We start from the raw sequence: 18,303 nt of genomic DNA, 5'->3' as shown, positions 1-18,303 counted from the left end.
CCCGAAGCAGAGTGGGGAGCCGACCCATTGGGCACCAGTCGGACGGCCGATGCCCTGCGCGAGGTGCTGGACGTAGCAGACCTTGCGATCGTCCCGATCACCCCATCGAAGATCACCTGGGATGAGTGCGAGTACACCATCGAGCGCATCCTCAAGCCTCGGGGCATCCCCTTCCTGGTCGTCATCAACATGCACGACCCCGGCAAGGACAAGGGCGAGAAGCAGCTGGGCAAGGTAAAGGCATGGATTGACGAGCGGCGCTACCCACGGGTCGCTGTTCCGATCCGCCGCTACACCCTCCATGAGCATGCCTATGAGAACGGCACCTTGGTGACCGAATACAAGATGTCCGGCACGGCCCTCAACGCACGAGAAGACTTCATGCGTCTGGCCCTGACGATGGAGCAGATGCTCTGATGGGGAAGTCGATCAACGTGAGCGGGGCTCCAGCGGCCCCTGGACGCCCAGACAACGCGATCGAGCTGGCACGCGCAATCGGCGACTCGGCCAAGCTCCCTTCCCAGCAGCTGACGGACACTCCGGCGCTCATCGCGCAAGAGCAAGACATGCTGATCAAGTGCGAGAGCGCGATCGAGAACCTGCGCTTCGCTTTCTGGGCCGCTGGCAAGGCGCTCCAAGTGATCCGAAACGCCCGGCTCTACCGAGAGCAGTTCGAGACCTTCGACGAGTACACGCAGTCGAAGTGGGACATCACGCCGCAGTATGCGAACAAGCTGATCCGCACCTGGCGCGTGGCAGAGGCTCTGCTCCAGCCCAGGTCAGGGGGCGTTTTGGAAACAATTGTTTCCACGAAGCTCGGGTACGGACACGCTTGGGCGCTGGTACCGCTAGTTGAGCAACACAGCGTCCAAGCGGCCGTCTACCTGTACATGGGGATCGTGAAGGTCAAGGGTGCTGGCGTTACTGCCGCGCTTGTCCAAGGTGCTGTCGAGGCGCTACCGGCGGCGGCAGCTGGCCACAAGGCGAAGACCGAGGAAGCGGTGCTCTCCTACCTCGCCTCCCTGGAGAGCGAGACCCGCTCGATTCCCACAGCCGATCCGGCAAAGGCGGTACGTGCCCTGGCAAAGGCCGCCAAGGCCTTCGACGCAGGCACCGTGCAAGCTGCACTGGAGCACGACCCGAAGCGCGCTGGCACGGCGGTGAAGTCTCTGATCGAAGCCCTGTCCTTGGTCAGCGGCGTGAAGGTCATATTCCTGGAAGACGAAGCTGAGGATGCCAATCCCGAGGTCAAGGCCGACGCGTCAAGCAAGGCCGTCGAAGGCGAAGCAGTAGCGGCACCAGCGGCATAGGGCAGGAGAAACACAAAAGCGGGCCCCGTCCTCGGACGGGGCCCGCTTTTGTGCTGTTCAGATCAGGTAGCACCCGCGCGCCCGGATATCGCTCAGGCGACATCAGAGTGCCGGAGGGTCGAGGACCCGAGGGTGGCAACTACCGCAGCAAGGGTCGAAGCCCGGCCGCCCCCGCGTCGGGGTCAGCCGACGTCGTGCTCGACCACGTACAGATGGACAACTGCTGCTACACCGCGGTGTCGGCGGCGAGGTCGAACAGGCCGATCTGCATCTGCGCGAGCTCCATGGAGCGCTGTTCGTCGGTGCGGACTCGTTCGGCGCCGAGCGCGTCCCGCCAGCAGGGCCAGCACCAGGGGCGCAGGTTCTCAACCGGTGTGGCCGCGTTCTGTGCGTCCGTGGCGTGCGGTGTCCGTGGCGCTGCCAGCAGGGGCTTGTTCTTGCCGCTGGTCTCGGCGCTGCATCGCCCGCCCTCGCCCGTGTGCTGCCTGCCGCAGGCGCCACCGCAGGTGCAGTACCCCCCGTGAGCTTCGAGGACGGTGGTCAGGATGGTGCTGGGTCGGCTCACCGTCATCCCCCTCACTGGTCGAACCGGTTGTTGGTGCGGGCGATGACGCCGCGAGTGTGGGTAGTGACTTCGCGGTGGTCCTGGATGACCGTGCCCTGGTAGTGCTGGTGAATGACGGGCGGGGCGGCTTCAACGACCTCTTTGGCGCCCTTGAGGACGCGAGAGAGGGCGTAGAGCGCGGCGACGGGTGCCACGCAGATCATGCCCACGACCTCCGGATTGATCTGGCCGACAGTCCACAGCACCAGGGAGACTCCGCCGGAGATGGGCACGGAGGCCAGACCAGCGGAGAGCATGACGCCGCTGAGGTCCGTGGCGCGCTGGCTCATCGGGGCGCGGCCGATCTGCTGGACGGGTGGGGTGTGGCCGATGGCCGGCACGGGTGACACGTCCCTGTAGAAGGTGGCAACGGGGGCGTTGTCGCTGTAGCCCTCAGCGATGAGGCGGATGGCTTCGGCTTCCTGCTGGGCTTCGGTCAGCAGGCGATCGGTGGGGTTGTCGTGGTGGTTCACTGGGGTGGCTCCTTCAATGCGTTGGGGGAGTGAGTGGGCGGGGGACCGGCCGGTCTTGACGGAGTAGCCGGTCCCCTGCCGGTTCTGAGGGTCAGGGCAGGCGGTAGACGCCTTTGCCGAGCGGGGTGAGCTGGTTCTCGTTGGCGAGCGCGCTGACGGCGTTGTTCACGCTGTTGGTGCCGGGGCCGCCCTCGGTGCCGCAGCCGACGGCGGTGCGGATCTCCTTGAGGCCCAGTCCGTCGGGGTGGCCTTGGAGCGCGGCGAGAATCCGCTCGCGGATGGTCGGGGTCTTCGCTTTGGCGGCCTCCATCGGCGACGGCGCTTCGGGTAGTTCCCCTTCGTTCTGCTGCTTCGCCTTGTTGTCGGCCTCCAGGAGGCGCGTGATGCGCTCCAGTTCCTCGGTGAGGGCGCTCCCGGCGGCAACGGCCGGACCGTCCGTGGTCTCCCCCGGGGCCTTGTTGGCAGCGTCGCCCCGGTGGGCGTAGGCAGCGCCGGCGGCGCGGGCTTCGCCCGGGGTGAGAGTTGAAATCGGGTAGCCGTCCATCAGTTCTTCGAGCTGGGGGTACAGGCCGTTGACCTTTTCCAGGACGAAGGTGCGGAAGAGGACGGCCTTTCCCTCGGTGATCAGCCATCCCATGCCCGGGGTCGGTACGCCCTCGGTGGCGGCGGTGCCGTCGAACAGTTCCTGCGCGCCCGCGCCCTCGTAGATGCGTTCCGGGATGGGGGAGATGTGCGCGCCGATCGGGGCGATGCCGTCCAGGCCCATGCCCTGGGTGGACGAGGAGGCGGTGCGCATCAGAAAGACGTGGCCCTCTTTTCCCTTCTCTCTGATCTCGTGGTTGTCGCCGAGTTCCTTGAGGTGCAGGGACTGCACGGCCAGGTCGACGCCGATGCCGACTTTCTGGCCGGTCTTCTGGAGGTCGCCGATCATCCAGGCGGCTTCCTTGCGGACCGCCTGGTCCAAGGAGGACAGCAGGCGGTTGATCTCGTCGCCGGTCCACTGGATCAGGCGCCACGGGCCGTGGAAGTCGAAGTCGCCGCGGCCGCGGCTGCACGCCTCGCGGTACCTCTTGACCGCGTGGAGCGCGCGGAGTTGCTGCATCGTCTCGTCAGGGCCCTTGGCCATCCAGTCGATGCGGCCTTCCATCTCCGGCATCGACATGCCGCCCTGGACGTCGGCCATCCAGGAGGTGATGCCGGAGATACGCTGCGCGGCGCCGAGGATGCGCATCAGTCCCGACTTGCCTGCGCCGGTGGTCCCGGCGGTGATGCCGTGCTGGGCGCGGCCGGTGTCGAAGTTGAACAGCTGCATGCGGGCAGCGGTCCCATCGTGGGCGACGCCGACGGAGATGCGGCCGCGGTCGTCCATGGTCAGGTCTTCGACTGTGGGGGCGCGGACGTGCAGGAGGGGGTTGGTCCGGTAGATGTAGACGACCGCTTCGCGTGGGCCCGCGCCCTCCAGGACCAGGCGGGAGATGTCGTCAATGCCGAGCGCGCTGCACAGGGCTTCGTGGTTGACCCGCAGGGTCTTGCCGCGAGGGGCGGCGATCCGCAGTCGGATCTGCTCCTCGCCGATGTGGTGGGCGACCAGGTCGACGCCGGGAGCGGCGCCGTTGGTGCAGTTAACGTGCTCGGCCCAGAGGCGTTCCAGGGCGGCGCCGGGGTTCTCGTCCCTGGCCTCGATCTCCAGGGCCTCCTCCGCCCGGCGGGCGGCGGCGAGGCGGGGCGCGACCTGGACAGCGAGGCGGCCGGGGCCGTAGCCGGGGACCGGCCGGGTGGCGACCGCGTCGACCTCCACGTCGAAGACTCCGGCGATGGTGCGCTCGTCCAGGGTGCGGGGGATGGTGTGGCCGGCGGGGGCCAGGATGACCGCCTCGAAGTCCGGTTCGTCGTAGCTGTACTGCCGGATGCCTTCCAGGGTGCTGTCCCCGGTGGCCTGGGACCGGCTCCACAGGGATCGCATGTGGTCCTGGAAGGTGACCGGCTCGCCCTCCACGGGCTCCGGCTCCCCGGCGAGGACCGGGAGGTTGTCCACGGCCCGTTTCAGGCTCTTGGATCGGGTCCAGGGCGCCATGGGGATCATCACGACGGTCCAGGCGGCCGCGCCGAGCATCGGCCAGGTGCTGGCGTAGTGGAAGACCGGGACCAGCAGGCCGCCGAGATAGGCGGCCGACCAGCCGAGTACGGGCAGGGACCGCAGGGACGAGGCGAGCACCTCCGTCCAGTTGTCGGTGTCGCTGCGCTTCCATAGGACGGTGCCGGTGAGGGCGCCGGTGGCCAGGGCCGCACCGTGCGCCCACCATGGAAGGTCCATTTGTGGGCCGATGACGCCCCAGGTGCCGGCGGCGCCGTATACCGTGCGTTCCGCCCAGGCCAGGTTGCGGGCTGCTTTGCGTGTCAGTGGCCGCTCACCGGTGGTGGTGGCGTTGGCCTTCACAACGTCGGTCGTCATTGTCATATCCCCTCCGGGAGGAAATAGGGGAGGGCCCCGGCCAAAAGGCCGGGGCCCTCCCGTGGAGGCTTCCGCCCCGGTGCTTTCGCGGCCGGGCGGCTATTGGGTTACTTGACTTCGTTGAATCCGGGCTTGGGCTGCTGCACGCCCATGGTCTGCGTGACTTCGTAGATCCCGCCGTATTCGTTCTGGTGGGCGTCGGTGAAGCCCTGCGCGTGCGTCTGCATGGTGTCGGCGGCGTCCACCAGGTCGCCGGATGCTTCGGCGACTCCCCTCAGTGAGTTGGCGCCCTCCATGATGAGGGCGGTCAATTGCGGTGCGACTTCTGCTGCGTCGCACATCTCGGACATGTTGCTCGCCTTGTCGGCATTGCGGCGAAAGCGCGACTGGAGGGCCCAGATCTTTTCTTTCAGGAGCAGGGCTCGCCCGGCCAGCAGGACGACGGCGGCGCCCAGGCTGAGGAACCCCAGGTCGACGTCGGGGACGGCGGGGAGCGGGGCCTCCGGGCGGAGGACGATCTCTCCGGGCATGGGTGGACCTCCTAGTTCTCGTTGTGGACCCGAGCGGACGGCGTCCGCAGGCCTGCGTCGGCGGTCGCCTGGGTGAGCGGCCGGTATGCGTCTTCCATCTCGGTCTTCGCCGTCTCGCAGGTCTCGGCGGCGTGGAGTGATTTGGTCGACATCTCCTCAGCCTTGCGGGAGAGGACTTCCATCGACTCGGCGAGCTTGCTCATCGCCCAGGAGGTGATGGTCCCGATGATGTTGTGCTTGGCGGCCAGCCTGGCTGCGACGTTGTCGAGCGCGTACATCAGCTCCTTGGCGTGAGCGGCGAGCAGGAGGCATTCGTCGTGTGCGTCGAAGGCCTCCGAGACCACCTCGGTCAGGAACTCGGTGACGTCATCGAGCGTCACCTCCGTTGCGTGCTCGGGGTTCATGCTGTTGTCCATCGCGGTCGTGACGGCCGCGGTCTTCATCAAAGCGGGCGCGTTGCCCACGGGCCTCTCCTTGGGGGTCGTGGTGCTTGCACTTCCGGTGCCAGCGGGTAGGCCTCGGGTTCCGGTGGTCAGGGCCTCGCGCCCAGGGGCGTGGTATCCGGCCGGGAAGACCGGTTCTGCCGTCCATACCTCCTGCTGCTGCGGGTCGGTGTCGCGCATGGAGCCGTAGGCGCCGCGGCGCTCCCGCCTTGGCGGCGGTGTGTAGAACGACCATCCGGTCCCGGCGGAATCAGCGGGGCCTGTCTTGCTCCGGGTCCGCTCGCTCGCGCGGCGGGCTCGGTCCTTGCGGCTGGCCTTGCGTTTGTCGGCGGGCCCCGTGCCCGGGGTCGAGGTCGAGCTGCGCGACTTCTTCGACTTCACCCGGGGCCTCTTCCTTCCGGACTTGGGTTTGCTCGTCACGCCCGGACCGGTACCCGGCCCGGAGGTGCCGCTGCCCGGCTTCGGCGGCTTGGTCAGGTCGACCTTCGGTGCGGGCGTCGAGCCGGATGGCCCGCTGCCCGGCTTCGGCCTCTTGGTCAGGACGACCTTCGGCCCGGCCGGTGCCGCCCCCGTGCTCGCGCCTCCCTTCTTCTTGGTCTTCTTGGACTTCTTGCGCTTGACCTTGCTGAGCAGCGGGGGCGGGGGGTTCTTGCGCCGCTTCTCCATCCGGCGCCGGGCAGTGTTCTCGATCGCCTGCCCCAGCGTCGTGCGGCCGGCGGCGGCCGCCGCCGCGTCGTCCTTCTTCTTCTGTCGGGCCTCAGCGCGGGCCTCGCGCGCCTTCTGCTTGGTCTCGAACCGGCTCTGGCGCACCTGCTCCGCCCGGGCCTGCTTGGCGTCGACCCGGGCGTTGCGGCCCCGGTCCCTGATCTCCTGCCGCGCGTCCGCCCCGCGGCCCTTGCGGTCGCGGGCGGCGTCGCGGTCCTTCGCCCGGTTCTGCAACCGGGCCGCCTGCCGCTCCGCACGCCGCTGTGTGGTGGCGCTCTGCCGCGCCGCGACCCGTTCCTGGCGGCCGCGGGCCCGCTCCAGCGCCGGGCTGGAGCCTTTCGCGCTGGGGGACTTGCCGCCCGAGGGCGACTTGATCCCCGACCTCGAACCGCCGTCCTTCCCGAGCAAGCTGCTCTTGCCGGAGCCCGGCGGCTTCGCGCCGCCCTTGATCCCGGCCGAGCCGGACCCGGTGGCCGTCTTCGGTGAGTCCTTCTTGCCGCCTGGCCCCGCGCCGCTCGGCCCGGTGCCGGACTTGCCGCTGCGGCTGGGCCCGGTACCGCCCATGAGGGAGGCGCGGCCGCCACCGAGGGACTTGCGGCCGAATTCCTGGCTGGAAGGGATGGACTTGCCCTGCTTCTGCGCCGCCTTGTCGCCTATGCCCTGCATGGCCGCTGCGTGCTTGGCAGCTGCTTCATGGCCCGCCAGTCGGTGCTTGAGCTGGGCCTCGCGCAGCGGGGCCAGTTCCACGGAGCGTTCCATACGCCGCTGGCGCCAGTCAGTCAGCGCGGTGGCGGTGCCCCGTAGTGCGGCCAGCGCGATGGCCAGCGTCGCCGCGAGGCCCAGGGCCGCGACGCCGGGCCCGTCCGCCTCAGCGTCGTTGCTGTCCCGGCGGGCAGACTCTGCCCCCTCGGAACGCAGGGCGACCGTGCTCGTCGGGCCGGTCGAGTCGGGAGTCGGCGGCAGCGCCGGGGTCAGGTCGGCCAGGGAGTCGGCCGCAGACCGGCGCTGCCGGGGGACCAGGGTGGCCCCGCCGGCGCCCTCGGCCCCGGAAGGTGGTTCGGTGGGAGGGGTCGGGATTGCCGGGGGAGGGGAACCCGGGATCGGGGGGAGCCCCGGCGGGGCCCCTCCACGGGATCGGAAGGAGACGACGTTGTTCCCATCGCCGTCCCGAGGCTCATCAGCCACGTGGTCTCCAGAGTTGACAGAGGGTGACCGGATAGGAGATCCTCGCGCGCCCGCGCGCCCATGCGCCCGTGCGCCCGCCTTGACCTCCCGATTCCGGTCCGCCCGGGGGTGATGATGATGGTGATGACGCTTACGCGCCGTGACTGCCGTCGTGGCGGCTGGTCCAGTTCTCCAGGGTCCGCGCGAGGTCGTTCCACAATTCCGGATCGGCCTTGCAGATCGCGCGGGACCGGTCTAGCCAGGCGTCGACCAGGCCCGCCGGGCCGCGCAGTTCCACCTGGCGGCTCTGCCGCGCCGCCCAGTGGGCGGCGCGGCGAGCCTGGCGGGCCTCCGAGATGGGGGGCACCTCCTGCACCGGTCAGGCTCCCTTCCGGTCGAAGAGGTCGTTCACGCCGCGCACGGCCCGCCCAGACCCCTTGTCAGTGCCTCGACCAGGCGTTTCACCGCCCGCCTCCTCGCTGGTACCGGGCCGGGCGGTCATCGCCCCGACCGTCTTGTTCAGCGAGGCCCCGGCGAAGGTGTGCACCCGGCCGCGCCGGTCGGCCTTCGACACGGCCTTGGCCGCCCGCTGGGCGGGCAGGGCCTGGACGGTGCGGATGTGGTCGGCGTACGTGACGCGCAGCCCCTCCGCCGCCTGGGCCGCGTCCCGCGAGGCCCTGACCAGCCGGTTCAGGTGCTTCTCCACCTTCCGGGCCCGGCGCCGCGCGGACCACCTGCCGTCCCCCTCCACGTGCTGGGAACGCAGGACGGACTGGAACATCGCCCGGGTGACCTCGTACGTGCCGTGGTCGCCACCGTGCTCGCGCTGGCGGTCAGCCGTCCAGGCCTCCAAGTGCTCCAGGTTGAGCAGGGGCCGGAACTCCGCCGGCACCCTGTTCAGGACCTCGCTGTTCATGTGCTCGATCTCGGACACGGGATGTTCTCCTTTCAAGGGAAGGGGGCCCGCCGACTCTCGGGGGCAGTGGCGGGCCCGGCCCGCGGCGTAGGTGCCGCGCGGGTCAGCGGACGGCGAGGTGCTTGGTGCGGTCCGCTGCGCTCAGGAGGCCTGCTTCGTCCAGCAGCCGTACGGCCCGGTCGCGATTGCAGCCGAGGGCCGTACGGGCAGCGTTGACGGTGACGAAGTCGCCGTCACGATCCAGGGCCCGCAGGATCTGAATCGCTTCGGCGTCCGTACGGGTAGCACCCGTACGGACAGCCGTACGGGGGGCGGGAGTACGGGCCGTACGGGGTGCCCCCGTACGGCTTGCCGTACGGGCCGTACGGGAGGAGTCCGTCCGGTCTTCCGTACGGGGCGTACGGGTAAGGCCCGTACGGTCATCCGTACGGCCCGGGTTCGCGGCGGCCGTACGGTCGGGATCGAGGTTGGCCGTACGCTCCGACTCGCCCGGTCCGTACGGCAGATAGACCGTGTCCGTCTCGGCCTCGGCGTCCGGCGTCTGCGCCTCTTCGTGGTCGTCCTCCAGGAGACGGTGGACGCGCCAGACGATGGCGACGACGACGAGGACCGCAACGACGATGAGCCCGATGCTCGGCTGCAACTTGCCGTGAACTACCGCTATGCCGTGCCCGGTCATGTCGGCCACGTGGTAGGTGATGTTGGTGGCAGCCATCAGGCCGAGCGCGTACGGCACGTCCTTCTTCATCCGGAAGGCCGTGATCGCGTAGACATCCAGGCCGAGCGGGAGAGCCCACCCCGCGTCTCCTATCGGAGTGTTGCCCAGCCCGACCATCCGGGCGAAGGACCACTCACCGCTCGCGGTGAGGGTGATCACGGCCGCAAGTGCAACCCAGATGCTGCACTGCTTGACGACCTCCCCCCAGTCGCGGGTGCGCTTGAGGCTGGCCGCTCGCTTCTCCGCGATCCGGCGAGCATCGCGGGCGGCCACGAGCTCGCGGTTGGCTTCCGCGAGCTTGTCGTCCGCCTCCTTGCTCAACGCGCCGGCGGCGATCCGTGCCTGCCTCTCCGCTTCCCTGCGCAGCTCTGCGAACTCGGCCGTGAGCCGATCCCGCTGAGCCTGCCGCTCCTGCTCCTGCTGCTCGCCGAGCTGTCGGAACCGGGTCTCCGTCTGCGCCCGGGCGATGTCCATCTGTACTCGGTACTGCGCGAGGTCGGCGTCGATCTCCGACCGGCGGGCGCTCAATTCCTCGTCCAGGTCGAGCCGGGCCGCCCGGCGGTCCAGCTCCAGCTCCGAGTCGAGTGCCGCCCGGGCCGTCCTGATCTCCACCGCCTGGTCCTGGGCTTCACCGACGATGCGGGCGGCGTCGTCCAGGGCCTTGCGGTAAGCGGCCTCCGCCGACGTCCGGCGCAGGTCCACCAGGGTGTTCGCCCGCTCCTCCGCCTCGGCGAGCACGACGCTCACCCGCTTCTCGGCGTCAGCGAGCAGGCCGTTGGCCTGCTCCTCGGCATCGGCCAAGACCTCCTTGGCCTGACGGGCCCCGTCGATCCGGGCCCGGTCGAGGATCGTCTGCGCGTCGCCACGGGCTCCGGCGCGGAGGGTGTCCGCGTCGCAGTCGGCGGCGCGCAGCCGGTGCCCGACTTCGTCGGCGGCTTCCACCAGGACCCGCTTGGCGTCGGCGGCTGCTGCCCGGCGGATCTGCTGGACCTGGTCCTTCGCGGCTTGGATCAGCGTCGCCGCTTCCTGGGCCCCGATCCATCGTGCGCCGTCGATCACGTCGGCGGCGCGGTCCCGGAGATCAGCAGCCAGGGCCTCGCTGTCGTGCGTCTCCGGCCGCGGGGCTACCGCATTGGCGGAGCGGCGCGGCGTCGGCGTTCGGGCGTTTCGGACAGGTGGCTTACGAGCCCCCACACCGGTCTCCTCTCGTACGGAGGTGGCCGCCTTCCGGCGGCCACCTCATGGTTCGATCCGGTCAGCCCTTTGCGAGGCGGGCAGCGGCCCGGCCAACAGCGGTGGCCTTGGCCGAGATCCACTCGGAGACGCTGCCGACGCGCTCGACCAACACGTGGTCTCCGATCTGCTTGCACGCGGACTCACTGGTCGAGCACCGGTCGTCCAGCCGGTCCAGGAACGTGTCCAGCCGCTGGGAGACCTTGTGCTGCGCGGCCCACAGCAGCTCACCGCAGGCGTAGAACGGCATCGCCGTACCGGTCCACACCAGCAGGGCCAGCCGCAAGCGCAGCCGGGCCGCCGGTCCGGGCCGGTTCGCGATCACGAGCACGTCGTAGAAGCGCTCGAAGTCGTCGCCGGACCAGCTCTCCATCAGTCCGTGCTGTTCACGGAAGTCCCTGACGGCCTTCCTGGGCCCGCTGTTGAGTAGGGCGTTCATGCTGTGACCGCCTCTCCGCCCCAGCTCAGGGCGTCGAATCCGCTTTTGCCGTACTGGTGCTCAGACCGGCGGTTGGCCTCCGCGACCTTGCGGGCCAGCTCCGCCGCTTCCTCGGCGGTCACAGCAGGTGGGAGGGGTCGGCGACGGCGGTGCCAGTGAGCACAGCCAGCTCCTCGGGGGTCACCCATTCCTGCGGGATCAGCACTCGCAGGACGACCATCCCCTGGCACATCGAGCCGGTGACCACGAGCAGGCCGTCGGGCAGCTGGCCCGGGCGGGCGTCGTCCAGCTCCTCCAGCAGCGCCGGCAGGATGTGCACCGCTTCCGCCGTGACCTTGATCGTGGCGACGATGCGCGAGGGCGCCACCTCGAAGGCGACGGACACCCCGAGGCGGGCCAGCTTCTGGACCGACTCGAAGAGGGGGAAGGCGTCGGCGACCGCGTCCTGCACGTCCTCGGCGATCCCGGTGGACGACAGGGGCAGGTCGGCGGGCATGATGGTCATTGCGGATCAGCTCCTAGCTGGGTAGATCCGTTGACCCCCGGCACGTTCAAGCGGTGAGACGCCTGTACGCATGTGCCGGGGGTCGCGCCGTATAAGGACGGCGCGGTAGGCGAGCGGGGACTCGAACCCCTGTCTCCGGAGAGTCCGAACCAGTCGGACACGCCCTATATGACCTGTGCCTTTGGAGTGTCGCCGGGCAGCCCCCGCATGGAGAGCGCCCGGCGACATCCGGCCCAATTACTCATCTTTGGCACGCTATTGAGTTCTTAAGGAGCAAACGGTCAGCCACCCTGAGCCCCGGAAGGCCTGGCCACGACACCGTCACGGACTGCAAAAACCTAGGTTTTTGCTTGCCCGACGAGAAGATGACACCATGACCGGAGCGGCATGTCAATAACCCTAGGTTTTTTGCCACTGTGTCTAGACAGCGGAACGCGATGCGCGTTAAAACCTAGGTCTGAACTAGTGTGGGGGTGACGCCCAGTAGCCGAAGGAGAGATGCATCCAATGACCGAGCCCAGCTCCACCAAATGGCGACAACTCGCAGCTGAGTTGCGCGCCAAAATCCAGGATGGGACTTACCCTCCTGGATCGACATTGCCGCAGCTCAAGGCTTACGCGGTGGAACTGGGGATTCACCACGAGACGGTTCGCGTGGCGTACAAGCAGTTGGAGAAGGAGGGACTCATCCGGACGATTCAGCGCACAGGGTCCGTCGTTCTGGAGCCTCCTGTCAGGCGACGGATCACACGCGGCGTCACGATCACCCGTGATCCTGCGCGGGGCTACGTGTTTCCGGCTGCTTCCCGGCCGGACGAGCCGTGGCAGGTCCATGGCCGACCGTTCCGCAAAACGATCCCCGCTCCCGCCCAGGTAACCGACCTGTTCGAGCTTGAACCAGGTACCGAAGTGCTCCGGCGTCGACGTATCACGAGCCCCGCCGGCGAGCCGCCCTTCCAGCTCGTAGATACCTGGCTCAGTCCCGACGCAGTGGCGACCGCTCCCAGGATTGCCGAGGCGTCCCCAGGCCCCGGCGGCTACCTGGACAGGCTCGAAGAGGCCGGTCATGGCCCGATCGAGTGGGAGGAGACGTCTCGTGTCAGGATGCCGGACAGGGAAGAGGCGAGGCTGCTTGAGATCGCCCTGTCCATCCCAGTGCTGGAGTCCACGATCGTCGGAACGTCGGCGCTCACCAGCAAGCCGGTCGAGGTGACCATCCGCGTGATCCCCGGCGACCGAGTCGAGCTAGCGGGAAAACTCCAGCGGGGTGAATCGGCCGAATGGCCTGTTGACCCCGTCGAGGCCCCCTAGCCTGGGCCGCCAGAGGCCCGCACCCTGCGGCGACACTCCGAGATGACGGGGCGTGGCCCAGACGCGAGCCTCAGAGGAGGACAATACGCAGAACGCACAGCTGCCTCCTGGAACCCAGGAGGCACTGAGCAGGGCGGTAGCCGATTGTGGTGGTCGGCGACGCGCTAAATCCGAGTAGCCGCACCAGCGGTGAAACCAACGGAAGCAGGAGGCACCACCGATGACTCGCCATCAGGCCGCTACCAGGCCACATCTGGCGCAGCAGCACGCTGCCATCCCGAAAACCCGTACGAAGCTTCAGCTCGAACGGTGCAAGATCGGTGGATGGCCAGACTCACGCAACCAGACCATCGGCAGCGATGGTCATCAGTCACGTCGACCGACACGGGCACCGTGAAACGCCGAGGGCCGCCCTGCCTGGAAGCAGAGCGGCCCTCTTGATCGACTCCCAGCCTCCACAGCTCACGAGTCGTAGGTCGGCGATGACGCCGGGGCCTGAGCCCTGCCAGGGGCCCGAGGTCACCACACCCAGGATAGAGCCACCGATGGTGAACACGCAGCAGCGTGTCCCCAATCAGCGTCTCTTTTCCGTCACTTTGCCGCTCTGCGACTCCCCAAACTTCAAGGGGAGATCCCAGTACATGTTCCAGTTCACCTACCCGCCGACACGACGCGTCGCGGCGCCAACACGTTCGGTCGCTCCCGTGGTGGTCGAGACCACGACGGCGGTGGCACCGTGAAGCGCCCGCAGATGAGCCCAGCCGCTCCAGCCGAGAGCGACGAGCTGCTGTTCGAGTTCTCCGGCACCATCACGGACTACTGGTCCTACACCATGGTGCGCGACTACGTGATGCTGATGCCGGGGATGACGCACACCGCCTACCGGCTCTACGGCCTGCTGCGGTCGATGATGACCGAGGCCTCCCGCCGGCCGCGCAGCGGCATGAGGCGGATGACGATCGACCAGCTGTGCTGGCTGCTGCCCGGCCCGAATGACAAGTCGATGAGCATCTCGGCGATGTACGACGTGCTGAAGACCCTGGCGGACCTGAACCTGGTCGTGCCGAAGGACACGGTCGAGTTGGCCGGAATCACCGCTCTCAAGGGGAAGATGCGGGCCGCCCAGGGCATCTCTCGCGGGTTCACCGTCAACGACCTGCCGCCGGACGCCGAACACGTCGGTTGGCGAAACGCCTGGGACAAGCTCGACGCCTACACCCCGAACTGGCGCGACGCTCCGCCGCAGGCGCCCACCCACCTCACCGAGGTGGAGACCGCTGCGAACGGCCAGAGCTTGGCCAGGGTGCGGCTGGTGGACGCCTCTGGCCAGCCGTTCCAGAAAACTGGAACGCTCCCGGACGCGGGCGACGCGGAGCCCTCGTTCCAGAAAACTGGACGGGCATTCCAGAAAACTGGAACGCTGGACCAGAAAACTGGAACGGATCTTCCCCTGACCAGCGAAAACGATCACCCTCTAAGAAGTTCTCTCAAAGAAGCCTCTCTCTCTGCCGCCCCGGGTGCCCCATCGGCACCGTCTGTGCCGGTTGAGGTCCTTGGAGGAGAGGAGATTTCGGCTTCGCCGGAGAACGGCACCGGTGCCCCGGCTGACGCCGGAGCACCGGACACCCACGACGACGTGCGGGTGGCGGAGGCCTGGATCGAGTCCCGCCAGAAGCACGGGCACCCCGTTCCGGCCCGGGGGCGGAGTGCGATGATCCGCGACGCGGCCCTGCTGCTGGCCGAAGGCCTGGTGGACGTCGAACACCTGGTCGCCGCCGCCGCGGACATGGGCAGCCGGGCTAACTGGTACAGCCTGCCGCGCCACCTGGAGCGGTTCGTCCTGCCGACGATGCTGCCCGGCCAGCGCCCCGCGCTGCCCGACTGGTGCGGCAAGTGCAACGACGGCAACGAGCCCGTGCAGTCCGGTCAGCGGCTGCGTGAGGACGACGACGGCAGCCTGGTGCGGTGCGAGTGCCACCCCAGCCACCCCAGCCACGCCAAGACGCCGGTACTGGCCTAAGAACCCTCCGCACGTGCGACGGCGGCAGGGGAGCCCGTGGAAAGGCCCCTGCCGCCGCTCGAATCACCCAGTTCAGAAGGAGACCCACCATGAGCGTACCCACTCAGCACGAGGGCATCGAGGACGGCGGAGGTTCGCTGTTCGATGAGGAGTCCGCGCCGAGGCAGGCGGCCGCCTTCGAGCGCGTTCCACCGAACTCGGTGCAGGCGGAGCAGTCGGTGCTCGGCGGCATGCTGCTGTCGAGGGACGCGATCGGCGACGTGCACTCCACCGGCATCACCAACCTGGCGTACTACCGCCTGGCGCACGGCATCGTCCACGACGCGATCATGGACATGTACGGCAAGGGCCAGCCGGTCGACCCGATCACCATCGCGTCGTACCTGGTGAAGTCCGGCGACATCGAGCGCGTCGGCGGTCCGTCCTACCTGCACACCCTGGTCAACGCGGTACCGACCGCGGCGAACGCCGAGTACTACGCCGACATCGTGGTCCAGCACTACCGGCTGCGGCGCCTGATCGAGGCGGGCACCCGCATCGCGCAGATGGGCTACGCCGCCGAGGGCGAGGTCAACGACATCGTCAACGCCGCGCAGGCCGAGATGCAGTCGGCAGCCCAGCTCGGCGCCGGCGGCGGCGTAGAGCGCGTGCAGTGGCTGGACGACATGCTGGAGGACTACCTCGTCAGCATGGACGCGCCGCCGCCCAGCCGCCTTCCCCTGCCGTACGCCGACCTGCGCAAGATGCTCCCGATGGAGCCCGGCGACCTGATCGTGGTGGCGGCCCGTCCGGCGATCGGCAAGTCCGTGATCCTGCTGGACATCGCCCGGTGCGCGGCGATCGAGCACCGCATCACGGTGCTGATGTCGTCCATGGAGATGAGCCGCCCGCAGCTGATGGAGCGCTTGATCGCGGCCGAGGCCCGCGTGCCGCTGAACCGGGTCAAGGACCGGGCCTACCAGGGCGACGACCGGCAGCGGATCGCCGACGCGGCCCGGCGGATCGCCGGGGCGCCCTTGGTGGTGGACGACGGCCCGGCAGCCACCACCATGCAACTGGAGTCGCGACTGCGCTGGCTCCAGGCACAGAACAAGCTCCCGGACGTCCTGGTGGTGGACTACCTCCAGATCATGAAGGCCTCCGGCAAGAACGGGCAGAACCGCACCGGCGAGGTGGACGAGATCAGCCGCGGCCTGAAGAGGCTGGCCGGCGAGTTCGGCATCATCGTCATCGCGGCGGCCCAGCTCAACCGCGAGGTGGAGAAGCGCGAGGACAAGAAGCCGATGATGGCCGACCTGCGCGAGTCCGGTTCGATCGAGGCCGACGCTAACGCGGTGATCCTGCTGCACCGGCCCGACGCATACGACAAGGAGCACGTGCGGTCGGGCGAAATGGACCTGATTATCGGCAAAAATAGGCAGGGCCCTACGGGGATTGTGACAGTCGCCTTCCAAGGTCATTATGCCCGTGCCCGTGATATGGGATCAGGCATCTGACCTGCGGTTTTTCGAATCCAGCCGCGCAATATCAGCGGCTTCTGCACAATCCCACGGCGGAAAGAGGAATCCGAAATGATCGCCGCAGACGTGTACAACAGGTTCGTCACCAACGCCCAATCCGAGGATATCGCAGAACGCTGGAATAGCGTATACCCGGCGATGCGGACCATCCTGGACACCGTCATCCAGGCCCAGCGGGGAGCCGAGAGGCAGACGGTCGACGTCGCCCGCCTGGAGCGGGTCCGCCGGGAGATGGGCCAGCAGCACCGGGGCGACTTCAAGGAGTGCACCCGCAGCCCGGGGTCCTTCAGCATCTGCGCGGGCTACAGCCAGGTGCGCGAGGTGCTGGCCGTGACGTCCATCGGCCACCCGGACGCGGGCGCGGTGCACCGGCTGGCCGGGGAACTGGCCGACGTGGTCGCGAGTGCCACGAAGGGGCGCCAGTTGGAGTGGGAGGCGGAGCGGGGCGCCGTTCCCGCGCAGCCGGTCGACGGCGGCCGCCACGAGCGGGCAGACTCGGAGCGGACCGAGAGGGGCACGCGATGACCGCACAGCCGATCCACCCGCACCAGCCGGAACGGGTGCCGCGCAACGCCGAGGGCATCGCGGCCGCGCTGGAGGGCGGCCGCCGGATGGAGTTCTACCGCGAGCTGCTGGCCGCCGCCCCCGAGGAAGCGGAGGGCGTCCTGCGCCGCTGGTGGTGCGAGGCGATGCTCGACACCGACCCGGCCGGCGACCGGCTCACCGCGGCCGCGCTGGACGGAACCCTGCCGACGACCGCAGTCGCCGACCTGGTGGCCCGCCGCCGTGAGGCAGGCCTGCCCGTTGAGTGAGCCCGACGACCAGGCCGAGGGCCTTCCCTGCGTGTTATCGGAGGAGGTCTCCGAGCTCCTCATGGACCCGGGGGTGAGCGGTGACGTGTTCGGCGCGGTCGTGGCCGCCACCGTCGCGATCAACGAGACCCGCGGCGAGGTGCCAGGCAGCACCGCGTCCCAGAAGTGGCCCCAGCAGCGGCGCATGCCGATCGGAGCGGACGGCTCGCTCGGCATCGCCGAGTACGTGATCCTCGCCGACGCCGACCCGCCGCACATCCTCCTCACCCGTATCCAGCTCTACTGACCAGCCCGACCCGGGGCCCGGCGAGACATCCCCTCTCGCCGGGCCCTTCGGCGTCCTGATTCGCACTGCCCAAAGTCCACCTCTTAAGAGGTGAGTTCAGGGCGCGGATAGGTCGAAGAAGTGCGGGTTCGAGCAACGCGGGGGCTCCGCCCCACACCCCCGACCCTCCACAGAGGGGGAGGGGCCCTGTTTTCGATCTTGCCGTCGCGCGGTGGTGCTGGGTGGGTGGGGTCGGGGGGTTCCCTCCGCGACTGGGCCCCCGGAGGGGACCACAGCCCGCGCCGGGCCGCAAGGCCCGAGCCGCTTCGCGGCTGAGACCGGGCCTTGCCCCCCGACACGGCCCGCGGTCGGCTGCGCCTGCCCAGCCGCGGAGGGAACCCCCCGACCGGCCCGTCGTACGGCGTCCGCCGGAGAGGGCTCGCCGAGGTCGGTCGGGCCGCCGCAACACTCGCCAAAAAGAGCCGCTGAACTGCGGCTTTCCGCGTGTTGAGAGTTGACGAATGGCCCAAAACTTGAGAGTATTAGTTATGTCGGAAGGGGGCGGGAATCCCCACCCGGCATCACCTCACACCGAAGACCTCAACGAAGGGTTCCTCATGGAGCGCATGGACAGCCGCGAAGGATTCACCCAGGGCGACCAGGTACGGCGCGTAGGCGGGCCCGAGGGCCATCCGGAGGACGGCGTCGTCCAGGGCTGGCTCACCTACGAGTACGCGCCGACCAAGTGGTACTGCTGCGTCACCTGGAGCGGCCGGTACATCGGCCGCTACCAGGCGGACGAGATCGAGCACGCCGCTCAGTCGAAGTGACCGACGACCGGCGGGGTGGACGGGGGGGGAACCCCTCCCCCCCCCCGGGGGCC

Annotated in this window: 19 protein-coding genes; 9 read left to right on the top strand and 10 right to left on the bottom strand. The window is 68.9% G+C overall.

What is annotated here, in order from left to right:
• Positions 1-417, top strand: a 417-nt coding sequence (locus tag TR46_RS22935) for a P-loop NTPase family protein (RefSeq protein WP_500800975.1), incomplete at its 5' end; no start/stop codon positions are given.
• A complete protein-coding gene (locus TR46_RS42490; RefSeq protein WP_042404411.1) occupies positions 417-1,310 on the top strand; it encodes a hypothetical protein in 894 nt (297 codons plus the stop codon). The genes TR46_RS22935 and TR46_RS42490, both read left to right, overlap by 1 nt.
• A 226-nt stretch (positions 1,311-1,536) precedes the next feature.
• On the opposite strand, the gene TR46_RS22925 is transcribed toward TR46_RS42490, so the two are convergent.
• The 10 genes from TR46_RS22925 to TR46_RS22880 all read right to left on the bottom strand — a co-directional run bounded on the left by TR46_RS22925 (position 1,537) and on the right by TR46_RS22880 (position 11,492).
• The gene (locus TR46_RS22925; protein ID WP_152626620.1) at positions 1,537-1,875 is read right to left on the bottom strand and encodes a hypothetical protein; all 339 of its coding nucleotides are present in this window, start codon (positions 1,873-1,875) and stop codon (positions 1,537-1,539) included.
• Between the two features lie 11 nt (positions 1,876-1,886).
• Positions 1,887-2,387, bottom strand: coding sequence for a hypothetical protein (locus TR46_RS22920; RefSeq protein ID WP_042404406.1), 501 nt, complete (start codon positions 2,385-2,387; stop codon positions 1,887-1,889).
• Between the two features lie 91 nt (positions 2,388-2,478).
• Entirely contained in the window at positions 2,479-4,839 is a 2,361-nt protein-coding gene (locus tag TR46_RS22915) for a hypothetical protein (RefSeq protein ID WP_152626619.1), read from the bottom strand.
• A 107-nt stretch (positions 4,840-4,946) separates the two neighbouring features.
• On the bottom strand, positions 4,947-5,369 hold the full coding sequence (locus TR46_RS22910; RefSeq protein ID WP_042404404.1) for a hypothetical protein: 423 nt from the start codon (positions 5,367-5,369) through the stop codon (positions 4,947-4,949).
• A gap of 11 nt (positions 5,370-5,380) precedes the next feature.
• Positions 5,381-7,702, bottom strand: coding sequence for a hypothetical protein (locus TR46_RS22905; protein WP_042404402.1), 2,322 nt, complete (start codon positions 7,700-7,702; stop codon positions 5,381-5,383).
• Positions 7,703-7,832: 130 nt separating this feature from the next.
• On the bottom strand, positions 7,833-8,048 hold the full coding sequence (locus TR46_RS22900; protein ID WP_042404512.1) for a hypothetical protein: 216 nt from the start codon (positions 8,046-8,048) through the stop codon (positions 7,833-7,835).
• Between the two features lie 12 nt (positions 8,049-8,060).
• Complete coding sequence (locus tag TR46_RS22895) at positions 8,061-8,615, bottom strand: hypothetical protein (protein ID WP_052433024.1); 555 nt, start codon at positions 8,613-8,615, stop codon at positions 8,061-8,063.
• Between the two features lie 85 nt (positions 8,616-8,700).
• Entirely contained in the window at positions 8,701-10,509 is a 1,809-nt protein-coding gene (locus tag TR46_RS22890) for a hypothetical protein (protein ID WP_152626618.1), read from the bottom strand.
• Positions 10,510-10,570: 61 nt separating this feature from the next.
• Complete coding sequence (locus tag TR46_RS22885) at positions 10,571-10,987, bottom strand: hypothetical protein (protein ID WP_042404399.1); 417 nt, start codon at positions 10,985-10,987, stop codon at positions 10,571-10,573.
• Between the two features lie 118 nt (positions 10,988-11,105).
• Positions 11,106-11,492 carry a hypothetical protein gene (locus TR46_RS22880; protein ID WP_042404397.1) on the bottom strand — a complete coding sequence of 129 codons (387 nt, stop codon included), beginning with the start codon at positions 11,490-11,492 and terminating at the stop codon, positions 11,106-11,108.
• Between the two features lie 507 nt (positions 11,493-11,999).
• Here TR46_RS22880 and TR46_RS22875 point away from each other — a divergent pair.
• The 7 genes from TR46_RS22875 (at position 12,000) to TR46_RS22845 (ending at position 18,250) form a co-directional block, all read left to right on the top strand.
• Positions 12,000-12,803 (top strand): GntR family transcriptional regulator, encoded by an 804-nt coding sequence (locus TR46_RS22875; protein WP_052433023.1) that lies wholly within the window; start codon positions 12,000-12,002, stop codon positions 12,801-12,803.
• Between the two features lie 751 nt (positions 12,804-13,554).
• Positions 13,555-14,823: a hypothetical protein gene (locus TR46_RS22870; protein WP_042404395.1), complete on the top strand. Its 1,269-nt coding sequence runs from the start codon at positions 13,555-13,557 to the stop codon at positions 14,821-14,823.
• 89 nt (positions 14,824-14,912) lie between these two features.
• On the top strand, positions 14,913-16,319 hold the full coding sequence (locus TR46_RS22865; RefSeq protein WP_052433022.1) for a replicative DNA helicase: 1,407 nt from the start codon (positions 14,913-14,915) through the stop codon (positions 16,317-16,319).
• A gap of 162 nt (positions 16,320-16,481) precedes the next feature.
• Positions 16,482-16,868 (top strand): hypothetical protein, encoded by a 387-nt coding sequence (locus tag TR46_RS22860; RefSeq protein ID WP_152626617.1) that lies wholly within the window; start codon positions 16,482-16,484, stop codon positions 16,866-16,868.
• Entirely contained in the window at positions 16,865-17,155 is a 291-nt protein-coding gene (locus TR46_RS22855) for a hypothetical protein (RefSeq protein WP_052433021.1), read from the top strand. The genes TR46_RS22860 and TR46_RS22855 overlap by 4 nt, the downstream gene beginning before the upstream one ends.
• A 73-nt stretch (positions 17,156-17,228) precedes the next feature.
• Positions 17,229-17,441 carry a hypothetical protein gene (locus tag TR46_RS22850; RefSeq protein ID WP_236655447.1) on the top strand — a complete coding sequence of 71 codons (213 nt, stop codon included), beginning with the start codon at positions 17,229-17,231 and terminating at the stop codon, positions 17,439-17,441.
• Between the two features lie 596 nt (positions 17,442-18,037).
• Positions 18,038-18,250 carry a hypothetical protein gene (locus TR46_RS22845; RefSeq protein WP_042404390.1) on the top strand — a complete coding sequence of 71 codons (213 nt, stop codon included), beginning with the start codon at positions 18,038-18,040 and terminating at the stop codon, positions 18,248-18,250.
• The last annotated feature ends 53 nt before the right edge of the window (positions 18,251-18,303 follow it).

Origin of the sequence: Streptacidiphilus carbonis, from assembly GCF_000787775.1 — a bacterium.
GTDB lineage: Bacteria > Actinomycetota > Actinomycetes > Streptomycetales > Streptomycetaceae > Streptacidiphilus > Streptacidiphilus carbonis.
This window is presented reverse-complemented; position numbering and strand designations above follow the sequence as displayed.